The organism is Micromonospora sp. NPDC023888, from assembly GCF_040639415.1.
Taxonomy (GTDB): domain Bacteria; phylum Actinomycetota; class Actinomycetes; order Mycobacteriales; family Micromonosporaceae; genus Micromonospora.
In genome coordinates, this window is sequence record NZ_JBEZZW010000004.1 from 110,733 (window position 1) to 124,718 (window position 13,986).

Consider the following 13,986-nt stretch of genomic DNA (forward strand, 5'->3'; position numbering starts at 1 on the left):
ACGGTTCTACCCCACCGCCCGGCAGGTCAGGCCTGCCGGTGGACCTCGATCATCGGGACCGCTGGCGGAGTCGGCGCACCAGCAGGATGGCGCCGCCGGTCAGGGCGACGAGAAGCATGAACCCGGTCCACAGTTGCTCCGGTGCTGAGGTGTCCTGGCCGCCTGCCGCCCGGGCCGTCCACCGGCTCTGCTGGTGGGGGGCGGCGAAACCGAGCGGATCGCTGCCGGCGCCGGCCACCGAGTCGTCCGCCGAGCCGGGCGCCGGGCCGAACCCGGTCACCCCCGGCGACGTCTGGTCGTCAAGCGGGTTGGCGGTCACCGGTGGCACCTGGGCGGTCAACGCGGCCACCGGGTCCACCATCCCGTACCCGAAGCGGTCGTCCCGCCCGGTCGGGCCGAGGTCCCGGGCGGTGGTCAGCAAGCGGTTGACCACCTCACCCGCGGACATCTGTGGATAACGGGACCGGACCAGCGCGGCGGTGGCGGCCACAAGTGGCGCGGCGAAGCTGGTGCCCTGCACCCGCCAGTACCCGCTCGGGGACTTGGCGCCGACCAGCCCGGTGGCGGGAGCGCTGAGCACCGTCGCCCGGCCGGTGATCGACCCGGACCACAGGTTCTCGCTGCTGCGCTCCAGGCCGGTGACCGCGATCACCCCCGGCTCCCGGGCCGGGTACCACACCTTGGTGCTGCTGGAGGTGGCCAGGTTGCCGGTGCAGGCGACCACGACCACGTCCCGGACGAACGCGTAGTCCAGAGCCGCCGCCAGGGCGGGGCTGTCGCCGCTGCCACCCAACGACAGGTTGATCACACGAGCGCCGTGGTCGACCGCCCAGCGGACCCCCTGGGCCACGATCAGCGCGTCGTCGTAGCGGTTGTCCTCGTCGAGCACCCGGACCGGCAGGATCCGCGCGTCCGGCGCGAGGCCCACCACGCCCCGCTTGTCGTCCTTGCGGCCGGCTATCAGGCCGGCGACAGTCGTGCCGTGCCCCACCGGATCCGGGCCCGCACCCCCGCCGGAGCCGACCAGGTCCTGACCGGGGAGCACCTGGCCGACCAGGTCAGGATGACTGCCGTCCACTCCGGAGTCCACCACCGCGACTGTCACGCCCCGGCCGGTCGAGCTACGCCAAGCCGTCTCGGCCTGCAGCTCGTCGAGCTGCCACTGCTCGTCGCGGACCTGGTCGGTACGAGCGACGGCGTCGCCGGGGGCGAACACCGACGGCCCGCCAGCCAGCTGCCCGCCGTGGCTGGGCGCCGCGACGGGCACGGCCGCGGCGGTCGGCGCGACGACGGCGAGGGCCGCGGCCACACCGAGCAGCGCCCGGACGGTCGCCCGTCGGGCCGCCGACGGACCGCTGTGCCGCACCCCTGTCACATCCCCAGCCATTCATCCCGACGGAACCATGACGATCGGAGATTACCGGTTTCCCCACCCGTCACGGGAAGAACTGGCGAGTCACGTCATTGCGGCGGCAGTTGTGCGAGCTGAACAAGGCGTACGCCCTCCCGCCGGGTGACCAACCGACCACGCCCCGGCGGCAGCGGGCCCGGCCGCACCGGCCCGACGAGCGCACCCTCCTCCGGGCTGCCCGCCATCACCAGACCGGCGGTGGACAGCTCCCGCAGCCGCTGCACGATCGGCTCGTACTGGGCCCGCCCCGCGCCACCGGAGCGGCGGGCCAGCACCAGGTGCAACCCGACGTCCCGAGCGTGCGGCAGGTGCTCCTCAAGCGCCCGCAGCGGGTTCGCCGGCCCGGCCGCCACCAGGTCGTAGTCGTCGACGAGCACGAACAGCTCCGGCCCGGACCACCAGGATCGGTCCCGCAGTTGTTGCGGGGTGACCTCCGGCCCGGGAGCCCGCCGCTCCAGGTAACCGGCGGCCGACTCGATCAGCTCGGCGGTGTGCGCCGCGGCGGTGCCGTACCCGATCAGGTGTGGCGTCTCGATGGCGCCGAGCAGGCTGCGCCGGTAGTCGACCAGGATTACCCGGGCCTGCTCGGGGGTGAACCGGGTGATGATCGACGTGGCAAGCGCCCGCAGGAACGACGACTTGCCGCACTCCGAGTCCCCGAAGACCACGAAGTGTGGCTCGGTGGCGAAGTCGAGCAGCACCGGGCGCAGATCCGCCTCCGCGATCCCGATCGGCAGCCGCAGCCCGGTCGTCGCGGCGAGGTCCAGATCGGCGTACGGCAGTACCGGCGGGAGCAGCCGCACCCGGGGCGCCGGCGGGCCACCCCAACTGCCGGCGACCCGTTTGACCAGATCGGCGGTGTCCCCGTTGTCGGCGAGTTGGGGCAGCGCGGTGAGGAAGTGCAGGCCCTCCGCTGTCACCCCCCGACCGGCGCGCTCCGGCACGTTCGCGGCGGCCCGCCGGGCCACCAGCGAGTCGGACGGGTCACCGAGGCGCAACTCCAACCGGGAGCCGAACAGGTCCCGGATGGCCGGCCGGAAGTCCAACCAGCGCAACGCGGTGGCGACCACGTGCAGCCCGTACGACAGACCCCGGGTGGCCAGGTCGGTGACGAGCGGTTCCAGGTCGTCGTACTCGCCGCGGACCGTGCTCCAACCGTCGATCACCAGGAACACGTCGCCGAACGGGTCAGCGCCCGGCTGACCGATCGTTCCCGCCGCGGCACGACGCTGCCGGTACCCGGCCATCGACTCCACGCCCAGCTCCGCGAAGCGACGTTCCCGATCGGCCAGCAGGGTGCTCATCTCGCCGACGGTGCGCCGGACGGCGGTCGGGTCGGCCCGACCGGTCACCCCGCCCACGTGCGGAAGGTCGCGCAGCGCGGCCAGCCCGCCGCCACCGAAGTCGAGACAGTAGACCTGCACCTCGGCCGGGGTGTGGGTGAGCGCCAACGCGCAGATCAGCGTGCGCAGCGCTGTGGACTTGCCGCTCTGCGGCGCACCGACCACCGCGACGTGCCCGGCGGCGCCGTCAAGTGCCAACCAGAGCAGGTCCCGGCGCTGCTCCAACGGCCTGTCCACGACGGCCAGTGGCACCCCGAGCGCGCCGTGCAGCTCCGGGTTGCCCACGGTCAGCCCGCGCCTCTGGTCCACCTCGACCGGGCCGAGCAGCTCGTCCAGGGCCGGTGGCGGGCCGAGCGGCGGGAGCCAGACCTGGTGGGCCGGCGGGCCCTGCCCGACGAGCCGGTCCACCAGCAGGTCGAGCAGTGTCTCCCGGCCCCCCTCCTCCACCACGAGGGGCTCGGCCGGGGTTGCCGGCTCGGGCACCGGCACGACATGAGTGGTGAAGGTGAGCAGCCGGGCACCCCCCTCGGCGGGGACGCCGGCCGGCACGGCCCGACGCCGGACGGCACCGGAGACGTACGCGGCCTTGAACCGGGCCAGGGGATCGGTGCCGGCGCGCAGGTAGCCGTGACCCGGCGAGCGGGGCAGCTCGTGGGCGTCGGCCACCCCGAGCACGGTGCGGGATTCCAGCGCGGAGAATGTACGCAACCCGATCCGGTAGGAGAGATGGGTGTCCAGCCCGCGGAGCCGCCCCTCCTCCAGTCGCTGGCTGGCGAGCAGCAGATGCACGCCGAGCGACCGACCCAGTCGGCCGATCTGCACGAACAGGTCGATGAAGTCGGGCTTGGCGGACAGCAGTTCGGAGAACTCGTCGCAGATCAACAGCAGCGACGGCAGCGGGGCCAGTGGGGTGCCGGCCGCCCGGGTCCGCTCGTAGTCGCGCACGCTCGCGAAGTTGCCGGCGCGGCGCAGCAGCTCCTGGCGGCGGACGAGCTCCCCGTTGATGGCGTCGACCATCCGGTCGACCAGGGGTAACGCGTCGGCCAGGTTCGTGATCACCGCGGCGGTGTGCGGCAGCCGGTCGAACGAGGCGAAGGTGGCCCCGCCCTTGAAGTCGACGAGCACGAAGTTGAGCTGCTCGGAGCTGTGCGTGACGGCCAGCCCCAGCACCAGCGTGCGGAGCAGCTCGGACTTGCCGGAGCCGGTCGCTCCGATGAGCAGGCCGTGCGGGCCCATCCCGTCCTGGGCGGACTCCTTCAGGTCCAGCTCGATGGCGCCGCCGTCCACGCCGACCCCGATCGGCACCCGCAGCCGGTCGCGTGCCGAGCGCGGCAACCAGCCCTGCTCAGCGGTGAAGCTCTCCGGGTCGCCGAGCCCGAGCAGCTCGGGAAGGCCCAGGTCGGCCTGGAGCGGGGAGTCCGGTCCGCGGGCCGCGCCGGCCAGCCGCAGCGGCGCCAACCGTCGTGCGACCGCCTCGGCGTCGGCGAGGTCGAGCTGGTCGGCGGTGCCCACCTCGGCGTGCCCGTCGGACGACCACGAGTGCAGCCGCCGGCCGTGCAACTCCAGGAGCAGCGCGTACCTGTCGAGCAGCCGGGGCGGCGGGGTGTCCAGGTCCAACACGGTGACCGCGTCGATGCCGCCGTCACCGGTCAGGTCACTGGCACCGGTCAGGTCGCCGCCGTCGAGGACCACCACCACGTGCGGGCCGTCGGTGGCCGGGCCGGCCGGGCTGAACCGCGATCGGCTGGACAGCACGTCGGCGAGCAGCCGTTCCAGGTCGGCGGCTGAGCTGGTGACCAGCCGTACCGGGCCGAGCGCGTCGGTGCGGCCGGGATGGTGGGCGTGCGGGAGCCACTTCACCCACTCCCAGCAGGTTCTGCGTTCCGGCCCGGCGCAGACCGCGACGAGCAGCTCGTCGGGGGCGTGGAAGACCGCGAGCTGGGTCAGCACCGCCCGGACCAGCGCCTGCGTCGCCGGGTCGCCGGTGGGTGACCCACTGGTGGTCGGGGTGCCGCCCCCGGTCCGGCCGGCGGGCCGGACGTGCACCCGGGCGAAGCTGCGCAGCGACAACGCCACCGGCAGGTCCGGCACCACGGAGTACGCGTCCAGAAAGCGGCGCAGCGCGCCCGCCGTCATCGGCTCCAGCTCCTCCAGCGGCCGGGTGACCGGTGGGACGAGCGGGGTGGCCAGGGTCTGTGGGCCGACGGCGACCCGCACCACCGCGAAGTCCGGGTCGGCGGGGCGTCGTTCCCAGACCCGGTGGCTGTCCACGGTCGACCAGAGCCCGCCCGGGTCGGGGTGCCGGTAGTACAGCCCGGCCCGCTGCTGTTCCGCGGTCCGGCGGACCCGCCGCCGCAGCGTCGCGAGGTGGCGCAGGTACTCCCTGCGGGCGGCCATCATCTCGGACTTCTTCGGCGTGCCCGAGGCGCTGCCCCAGGAGGTCACCAGCATCGCCAACGAGGAGAGCCCGAACATCCCACCCACCACGTACGAGTAGGCGCCACCGCCCCGGCCGAACATCATCGCCATCGCCACGGTGCCACCGAGCATGGGCAGCAGCATGAGCATCTGCTGCCACCGCCCGCCGGTCACCACCGGGATCTCCGGCGGTGCCTCGACCGGGAGTTCGCCGGCGGGGATCTCCGGCGCCGGTCGACGCGGCGGGCGCTTGATGACGACTGTCGACACTCGGCCTCCTGACAGCGCTGGGTAACCCGAGCCGGACTCATCGTAGGTAAAGTCCTGTCGTCCGCGCAGCCTCCGATCCCCCTCGATATGGAGCCAAGTCGATGACTACCGGTCTGGCCCGCGTCACGATCAGCGCGCCGCAACGACGGGTGGACGTCGCCCTGCCGGAGCAGGTGCCCTTGGCCGAGCTGCTGCCCGACGTGCTCCGGCACGCCGGTGTCGGGCTGGCCGACGACGGCGAGCAGCACGGCGGTTGGGTTCTGCGCCGCACCGACGGAGCGCTGCTGACGACCGCTCAGGCACTGCTGCCGCAGGGGGTCCGTGACGGTGAGGTGCTGCACCTCGTGCCGGCCCGCGCGCACTGGCCCGAGCTGGAGTACGACGACGTGGTCGAGGCGATCGCCGACGGTGCCCGCCGCCGCGGCGGCGCCTGGTCACCCACCGCCACCCGGGCCGCCGGTCTGGCCGGTGCGGCAGTGCCGCTCACCGTCGGGCTGCTCGCCCTGCTCGTCGGCGGCCCGACGTACCGGGCTGGCTGGCTCGCGGCCGCCGTGGTGGCGCTGCTGCTCACCGTGGCCGGTGCGGTGGCCTCCCGCGCCAACGGCGACGGCACCGCCGGGGCGACACTCGGTGGCTACGCGCTGCCGTACGCGTTCACGGCCGGCGCCCTCGCGGTCGGCTCCGGCGACCCGGTCGGGCCGTTCGGGCCGGTCCGCTGGGTGGGCGCGCCCGAGCTGCTGGCCGGCTCGGTGGCGCTGTCGCTGGTGGCGCTGATCGGCCTGCTCGGGGTGGCCAGCCGGCTACGGGTCTTCGTGGCCGGTGTCACGGTCGGCCTGATCGGCGTCGCGGCGGCCCTCGGTGGGCTGCTGCTGACCCCGGCCGGCGCGGCGGCGGTGCTGCTCAGCGCGCTGGTCTTCGCCGTCGGCGTGATCCCACTGCTGGCCATCCGGCTGGGCAAGCTGCCCCTGCCGCCGATCACCCTGCCGACCTCGGCCCCCACCGAAGGGCCGGAGCGGGCCCGGGATCTGCCGGACCGGAGCCGGGTACACGCCGCGGTGACCCGCACCGAGGAGGTGCTCACCGGGATGTTGATCGGGCACGCCCTGCTGGCGGTGGCTGCCGCGGTCGTACTCGGGGTTGCCGGCGCGACGGCCGGTCGGGTGCTGCTGGCGGTCACCTCGGCGGTGCTGCTGCTGCGGTCGCGGCTGTTCGTGGCGTTGCGGCACCGGGTCCCGACGGTGCTGGCCGGGCTGGCCGGCTACGCCGTGCTGGGCGCGGTGCTGGTCGGCCGGGCCGACGACGTCGGGCGGTTGGCGCTGGTCCTGGGCGGCGCGGCGCTGGCCCTGGTGGCCGCCGCCAGCGGCACCGCATACGCCCGCCGGCCGGTCTCGCCGTACCTCGGGAGGGTCGCCGACCTCACCGACACGGCCCTGGCGGTCGCCGTGGTGCCGATCGCCTGCGCGGTGCTCGACCTGTACGACCGGGCCCGAGGGTTGCTCGGTTGAGCGACCCTCGGGCCCGGTACGTCAGCGGTCGTCAGTGGGCGGATTCGCCGCGCGCCTCGGCGTCCCTGGCCCGCTGGTAGGAGGCGTGGATCTCGGCCTCGGCCTCGGTGCGGCCGACCCAGGTCGCGCCCTCCACCGACTTGCCGGGCTCCAGGTCCTTGTACACCTCGAAGAAGTGCTGGATCTCCAGCCGGTCGAACTCGCCGAGGTGGTGGATGTCGCGCAGGTGCTCCTGGCGGGGATCCTCGTAGGGCACGCAGAGGACCTTGTCGTCCCCGCCCTTCTCGTCGGTCATCCGGAACATGCCGATGGTGCGGCAGCGGATCAGGCAGCCCGGGAAGGTCGGCTCGGGGACCAGCACCAGCGCGTCAAGCGGGTCACCGTCCTCGCCCAGGGTGCCCTCGATGAACCCGTAGTCGGCCGGGTACTGGGTGGAGGTGAAGAGGGTGCGGTCCAGCCGGATCCGGCCGGTCTTGTGGTCCACCTCGTACTTGTTCCGGTGACCTTTGGGGATCTCAACCGTCACGTCGAAATCCATCTGCACGCTCCCTCGTCTGCCCACGCTGGCTAACGGAACCACTGGCGGCCCCTCCGGACAGGTGAATGCCCACCCGCCGACTCCGGCCGCCGCATAGTCTTCGGACCGAAGTAGTGTCACCCAAGCCGATTTTCGCTGGGGGAGGAGGGGGTCGTGGGGAGGGAAGATTCACACTACCGCCCGGACGGGGGCTCCGCGCACGGTACCGGACGATCCGGCTCGGGTGGTGCCACGGGCCGGGTCCCGGTGCCCGGGGCCCACCTGCCACGGGCTCCCGAGCCAGGGACCCCGGCCCCTGAGACACCCCCACCACTGCCCTGGAATCCCCCGGCCGGCTCGCCCCCACCCAGCCCGAACAACGGTCGCTTTCCGGCGGTCGGCGGTGATCGGCCGACGAGCGGCCCGCCGCGTGGTAGCGCGTCGGTTCCGGTGAGTCCGGCTCCGCCGGCTCCGACCTCGGGCGGCCCGTCTCGTGGTAGCGCGTCGGTTCCGGTGAGTCCGGCCCCGCCCGGCCCGTGGCCCGGGTCGAGCGCCGCCCCCGGTGACGTTCCACCGCTGGGTCCGCCGATCTCCGCGCTGCCGTCGCCCGCCGGTGCCGCGCCGGCGCCCACGCCCGCCGCGCCGGCTCGACGGCGGCTGCTGCCGGTGGTGCTGGCCGTCGTGCTGCTGCTCGTGCTCGCCGGCGTCGGAGTCGTCGTCGTCCGACCCGGCCCGGTCGCCGGATGGCTGGGCGACGACGCCGGGTCCGCGCCGAACGCCGTTGGCGGGACCCCGGAGCCGGACCCGTCGGACGTGCTGCCCGGCCCGGACCCGAACGCTCCGACACCCACCCCGGACGGGCTTCGCGCCGCGCTCGACCCGCTGGTCGGGGCGTCCGCCCTGGGTGATCGGGTGAACGTCTCGGTGGCCGACGTCATCTCCGGTCAGACGCTCTTCGACAAGGGGGCGGACGACGGCACCGTGCCCGCCTCGGTGACCAAACTGGCGACCGCGGTGACGGCGCTGGCAGCCCGAGGACCGGGCTACCGGATCCCCACCCGCGCGGTGGCCGGCGCGAAGGCCGGCGAGGTGGTGATCATCGGTGGTGGCGATCCCACGCTCGCGATCGACAAGAAGGGCTACTACCCGGGCGCGGCGCGGCTCGACGACCTGGCCGCCCAGGTGCGTACGGCGCTCGGCAGCACCACCCCGACGAGCGTCACGGTCGACGGATCGGTCTACTCCGGCCCGGTCTACGGCCCGGGGTGGGACGACGACATCCCCACCGGTGGGTCTGGTGGCGCGGTGACGGCGTTGATGACCGACGGCGCTCGCCGGGACCCGAGCGCCCCGCACGGGGCCGCGGAGCGGTTCGCCGAGCCGGACCTGGCCGCCGGCAGGTCGTTCGCCCGCCTGCTCGGTGTGCCGGGCGACGCCGTGAAGCGTGGCACGGCACCGGCGCCCGCCGCAGCCGGTGGCGCCCCGGCGCCGGGCACCGAGCTGGGTGTGGTGCAGTCTCCGCCGATGATCCGGCTGGTCGACATCATGATCAGCGAGAGTGACAACCTGGTGGCCGAGGCGCTGGCCCGTCAGGTCGCGTTGGCCCGCAACCAGCCGGCCTCGTTCGACGGCGGCGCTGCGGCGATGGACGCGGAGGTGGCCGAGCTGGGCCTGCCCGCCGAGGAGATCACCCTCTCCGACGGCAGCGGGCTGTCCCGCAACAATCGGATCAGCCCGTCGTTGCTTACCGACCTGATCCGACTGGCTGCCAGCCCGGACCATCCGGAGTTGGCAGGTGTCTTCGGCGGTCTGCCGGTGGGTGGCTGGTCCGGGACCCTGAATGAGCGCTACCGCGCCGCCGGCACCGCCGCCGGGGCTGGCAGTGTGCGGGCGAAGACCGGCACCCTGACCGCTGTGCACTCCATCGCGGGCCTGGTCACCACCGCCGATGGTCGGCTGCTCACCTTCGCGGTGCTCACGGATCGGGTGCCCGGCGGGAAGGAAACCGCCCAACCGGCGCTGGACCGGATCACCGCCGCGCTGGCCGGCTGCGGCTGCCGCTGACCGTCACCGCCCGGGGTCTCCGCCCCGGAGCGAAACCGCCATCGGCGTCGATCGGGGACGCGAGCCCGGGCCGGGGTGTCGCGGCGCGGGTACGGTGGGTCCATGGCGCAGTTCGTGGACTGGGATCTGGCCGCCGCCACCGCGGGGGCGTTGAGCAAGTCGGGCCCCCGGGTGTCGTACGCCGAGGCCACCGACGTGGTCGGTGACCTGCGCCGGCTGACCGATGAGGCGGCCGGGCACGTGGCTGACTACACGGGGTTGCGGGCGCAGGTGGCGCACCCGCCGGTCCGGGTCGTCGACCGGCGTGACTGGGCCGCGACGAACATCGCCGGCCTTCGCGAGGTGATCACTCCGCTGGTGAGCCGGCTGTCCGGCGACAAGCAGCCGAGCGCGTTGACCGAGGCGGTCGGGTCCCGGCTGACCGGGGTGCAGGCCGGCACGGTGCTGGCCTACCTCTCCGGCCGGGTGCTCGGCCAGTACGAGGTCTTCTCGGCCGACCCGGGCCAGCTACTGCTGGTCGCGCCGAACATCGTCGAGGTGGAGCGCAAGCTCGGCGCGGATCCGCGCGACTTCCGGCTCTGGGTGTGTCTGCACGAGGTCACCCACCGGACCCAGTTCACCGCCGTCCCGTGGATGCGGGCCTACTTCCTCGGCGAGGTGCAGGCGTTCGTCGACGCCTCGTCCAGCGGCAGCGAGCACCTGGTCGAGCGGCTGCGGCGCGGGGTGGCCACGCTGTCCGAGGCGGTCCGTGACCCGGAGAGCCGCACCAGCGTGCTGGACATCGTGCAGACTCCGGCGCAGCGTGCGGTGCTCGACCGGCTCACCGCGTTGATGACCCTGCTGGAGGGGCACGCCGAGTTCGTGATGGACGGCGTCGGTCCGCAGGTGATCCCGAGCGTGGAGCGGATCCGGGCGTCGTTCAACCGGCGTCGGGAGGCGGGCAACCCGCTGGAGAAGGCGATCCGCCGGCTGCTCGGGGTGGACGTCAAGATGCGCCAGTACGCCGAGGGCCGCAAGTTCGTGCACGGCGTGGTGGAGCGGGTCGGCATGGAGGGGTTCAACTCGATCTTCAACTCGCCGCTCACGCTGCCCCGGTTGTCCGAGTTGGGCGACCCGGACGCCTGGGTGGCCCGGGTGCACGGCCCGGCCGGCACCATTCCGGCCGCTGGCTGACCGCCCGCCGGTGGCCGCGCTCGCCCCGCCGGTGGCCGCGATCCGGGTGGCGGTCCGTCGCGCGCTGACCGGTCTGCCGTCCGGTGGGCCGGTGCTTGTCGCCTGTTCCGGCGGAGCCGACTCGCTCGCCCTCGCGGCGGCCACCGCGTTCGTGGCGCCCCGACTGGGCCGCGCCGCCGCGCTGGTCACCGTCGACCACGGCCTGCAGGACGGCTCGGCGGAGCGTGCCGAGGCGGTGGCCGCCTGGGCCGGTGGGTTCGGGTTTTCGTCGACGACAGTGGTGCGGGTGGAGGTGGCGGGTCGTCCGGGTGGGCCGGAGGCGGCCGCCCGGGAGGCCCGTTACCAGGCGTTGACCGAGGTGGCCCGGGAGCAGAACGCGGTCGCGGTGCTGACCGGGCACACCCGCGACGACCAGGCGGAGACGGTGCTGCTCGCGCTCGCCCGGGGCGCCGGTCCGCGCGGGCTGGCCGGGATGCCGGCCCGGCGGGACCTGAACGGGGTGCCGCTGCTGCGTCCACTGCTGGAGATCGGCCGGGAGCAGACGCGCGCCGCGTGTGCCGTGCTGGGGTTGAGCCCGTGGCAGGACCCGCACAACACCGACCCGTCGTACGCCCGCTCCCGGGTTCGGGCCGACCTGCTGCCGGCGCTGGTGCGGGCGCTCGGGCCCGGCGTGGTGGACAACCTCGCGCGTACCGCCGGTCTGGTGGCGGCCGACAACGCCGCGCTCGACGAGTTGGCGGCGACGGCGCTGGCGGGGGCCCGTTGTCCCGACGGGGGGCTCCGGGTGTCGGCGCTCGCCGGTCTGGTTCCCGCGGTGCGGGGCCGGGTGCTGCACGCCTGGGCGCGGGAGTTGGGCGCCCTGCCCGGTGCGTTGTCGCACCGGCACGTCAACGCCCTGGACGCGCTGGTCACCGCTTGGCACGGTCAGGGCCCGACCGACCTGCCCGGGGGTGTCCGGGTGCTCCGTCGTGCCGACCGGTTGGCGCCTGTCCTCCCGGGGTGAGAGACCTGCTCAGTCGTTGTGCGTCCGGTCCCGGAAGGTGGTCCGGTAGCTGTGTGGGGTGGCGCCGACCCGGCGACTGAAGTGGTGGCGTAGCGCCGCGGCGTCGCCGAAGCCGGACTGGTCGGCGACGGCCTCCACGCTCAACGGGGTCTCCTCCAGCAGCCGCCGGGCGAGCAGCACCCGTTGGTTGGTGAGCCAGTCGTGCGGCGTGGTGCCGGTCTCGGCGCGGAACCGGCGGGCGAACGTGCGTGGTGCCATGCCGGCGCGGGCGGCCAACTCCTCCACGGTGGTCGTCCGGTCCAGGTGACCCATCAGCCACTCCAGCACCGGTTCCAGGGTGGGCGCCTCGGGCGCCTTCGGGATGGGCGCCTCGACGTACTGTGACTGGCCGCCGTCGCGGTGCGGGGGGACCACCATCCGCCGGGCCAGCCGGGTCGCGGTGGCCGAACCGTGCTCCTGACGGATCAGGTGCAGGCAGGCGTCGATGCCGGCGGCCGTGCCGGCGCTGGTGAGCAGCCGGCCGTCCTGCACGTAGAGCGAGTTGCAGCGCACCCGGGCGCGTGGGTGGCGGCGTTGCAGTTCGTCCACGTACCGCCAGTGGGTTGTGCATTCCCGGTCGTCGAGCAGGCCGGCCTCGCCGAGCAGGAAGGCGCCCGAGCAGACGCTGAACAGGTGCGCTCCGCGGGTGTCGGCCCGGCGCAGCGCCTCCAGCACCGGGTCGGGAACGGTGGTGCCCTGGCTGTGCGCGGGGATGGCCACCAGGTCGGCCTCGTCGACCGGGCCGAGGTCGGCGTGCGGGGTGAGGTGGAAGCCGGACGACGTACGCACCGGAGCGCCGTCGGGGCTGCACACCTGGAAGCGGTAGCCGGGGAAACCGTCGGCGGTGCGGTCGGTGCCGAACACCTCGGCGAGCACGCCGAGTTCGAAGGGGGCGACCTGGTCGAGCGCGAGGACGGCGATGGACCGGAGCATGTGACGAGGGTAACCCGACAGGTGGCAGTAAATCGATGACCAATGGCATTGCTGCCACTGTCCGGTCGGCGTGAGCGGGCGCAGACTTGTCTCAGTCCGGTGCGCACCGGCGGCGAAACCGACAGCAATCATGCGAAAGTGAGCGCCGCCATGGAGTTCCTGCTCTTCCTCCTCTTCCTCGTCCTGCTCGTCGCCGCCTCGGCGGCTGGGCTGACCGTCGACAGTCACGATTCGGCCGACTGGAAGCCCAGCGACGACGGCCGCCGCTGGCGGTCCCGTACCAACTGATGCGATTAGCATCGTTTGCCCAGAAAATCCCCGGCGGGACCGCGCCAAAAGGTGCGGCCCCGCCGACGGAGGCCATCCGACGTACGGCAGGCTAGGAGTCATGGCTGACGGCTCCTGGTACGACGCCGACATCGACCACGTGATCATTTCCGAGGCGCAGATTCGCGAGAAGACGGCGGAGCTGGCCAAGCAGGTCTCCGCCGACTACTCCCACGTCAACGACGGGCTGCTGCTCGTGTGCGTGCTCAAGGGTGCGGTGATGTTCATGGCGGACTTCGCCCGGGCGTTGGGCCGTAACGGCCCCCCGGCCGAACTCGACTTCATGGCCATCTCCTCCTACGGCCAGGGCACCACCTCGTCCGGGGTGGTCCGCATCCTCAAGGACCTGGACCGGGACATCGCCGGTCGGCACGTGGTGGTCGTCGAGGACATCGTCGACTCCGGGCTCACTCTCTCCTGGCTGCTGCGCTACCTGGAGTCCCGCTCGGCGGCGAGCGTCGAGGTCGTCGCGCTGTTCCGCAAGCCGGACGCGGTCAAGGTGCCGGTCCCGGTCAAGTACGTCGGCTTCGACATCCCCACCGAGTTCGTGGTCGGCTACGGCCTGGACTTCGGCGAGCGCTACCGGGAGCTGCCGTACGTCGGGGTGCTCAAGCCCGAGGTCTACGCCCGCTCCTGACGCCGGCCGCGCCCCGCCGGGGTGCCCCGGAGGGGGCGTGAGGCCGACTCGCATCGGCATCCATCGAGCCGACGTTCAGCGCGCTCTCAGCTCTTGCGGCTACCGTGGACCCGGTGGCCCGGAGGTTACTCCGTGCCCGACCCCCCTCGGCCGCGTGATCGGGCCGTCGGGTGGCCGGGCCGGACTCCCCGCCACGCCGGTTTCCACCCGGACCCGCCGTACGCGGGTGGCGGGGCTGGTGGGCCTGCCCACGGTGCGCGCCATCGATATGAAAGGTGCGCCCAGTGCGGGGCTCGCGAGCTCACTCCTCGCGTACACGGTGTACCGTCGAATGACCGCGGCGCGG

The 13,986-nt window shown here is 73.6% G+C and carries 10 protein-coding genes; 6 read left to right on the plus strand and 4 right to left on the minus strand.

All coding sequences use genetic code 11. From position 1 onward, the window contains the following. Positions 1-49: 49 nt before the first annotated feature. Positions 50-1,387, minus strand: coding sequence for a type VII secretion-associated serine protease mycosin (mycP, locus tag AB0F61_RS05060; protein ID WP_357803417.1), 1,338 nt, complete (start codon positions 1,385-1,387; stop codon positions 50-52). Between the two features lie 74 nt (positions 1,388-1,461). Continuing rightward, positions 1,462-5,442 carry a type VII secretion protein EccCa gene (eccCa, locus tag AB0F61_RS05065; protein ID WP_357803419.1) on the minus strand — a complete coding sequence of 1,327 codons (3,981 nt, stop codon included), beginning with the start codon at positions 5,440-5,442 and terminating at the stop codon, positions 1,462-1,464. A 101-nt stretch (positions 5,443-5,543) separates the two neighbouring features. Between eccCa and eccD the strand changes: the two genes are divergently transcribed. Further along, a complete protein-coding gene (eccD, locus tag AB0F61_RS05070; RefSeq protein ID WP_357803421.1) occupies positions 5,544-6,947 on the plus strand; it encodes a type VII secretion integral membrane protein EccD in 1,404 nt (467 codons plus the stop codon). A 31-nt stretch (positions 6,948-6,978) separates the two neighbouring features. Here eccD and AB0F61_RS05075 read toward each other — a convergent pair whose 3' ends face one another. Then, positions 6,979-7,485 (minus strand): inorganic diphosphatase, encoded by a 507-nt coding sequence (locus tag AB0F61_RS05075; protein WP_109816465.1) that lies wholly within the window; start codon positions 7,483-7,485, stop codon positions 6,979-6,981. 576 nt (positions 7,486-8,061) lie between these two features. Here AB0F61_RS05075 and dacB point away from each other — a divergent pair. From dacB to tilS, 3 genes are all read left to right on the plus strand, one after another. Continuing rightward, entirely contained in the window at positions 8,062-9,528 is a 1,467-nt protein-coding gene (gene dacB / locus AB0F61_RS05080; protein ID WP_357803683.1) for a D-alanyl-D-alanine carboxypeptidase/D-alanyl-D-alanine-endopeptidase, read from the plus strand. 102 nt (positions 9,529-9,630) lie between these two features. Then, a complete protein-coding gene (locus AB0F61_RS05085; protein WP_357803423.1) occupies positions 9,631-10,701 on the plus strand; it encodes a zinc-dependent metalloprotease in 1,071 nt (356 codons plus the stop codon). Positions 10,702-10,711: 10 nt separating this feature from the next. Then, positions 10,712-11,704, plus strand: a complete 993-nt coding sequence (gene tilS / locus AB0F61_RS05090) for a tRNA lysidine(34) synthetase TilS (protein WP_357803425.1) — start codon at positions 10,712-10,714, stop codon at positions 11,702-11,704. A gap of 9 nt (positions 11,705-11,713) precedes the next feature. Here the strand turns inward: tilS and AB0F61_RS05095 are convergent, their stop codons facing one another. Then, positions 11,714-12,676 (minus strand): helix-turn-helix domain-containing protein, encoded by a 963-nt coding sequence (locus AB0F61_RS05095; RefSeq protein ID WP_357803426.1) that lies wholly within the window; start codon positions 12,674-12,676, stop codon positions 11,714-11,716. Between the two features lie 138 nt (positions 12,677-12,814). Here AB0F61_RS05095 and AB0F61_RS05100 point away from each other — a divergent pair, with 138 nt between their 5' ends. Beyond that, positions 12,815-12,964, plus strand: coding sequence for a hypothetical protein (locus AB0F61_RS05100; protein ID WP_355032650.1), 150 nt, complete (start codon positions 12,815-12,817; stop codon positions 12,962-12,964). Positions 12,965-13,064: 100 nt separating this feature from the next. Continuing rightward, positions 13,065-13,640, plus strand: coding sequence for a hypoxanthine phosphoribosyltransferase (gene hpt, locus AB0F61_RS05105; protein WP_357252898.1), 576 nt, complete (start codon positions 13,065-13,067; stop codon positions 13,638-13,640). Positions 13,641-13,986 lie beyond the last annotated feature (346 nt).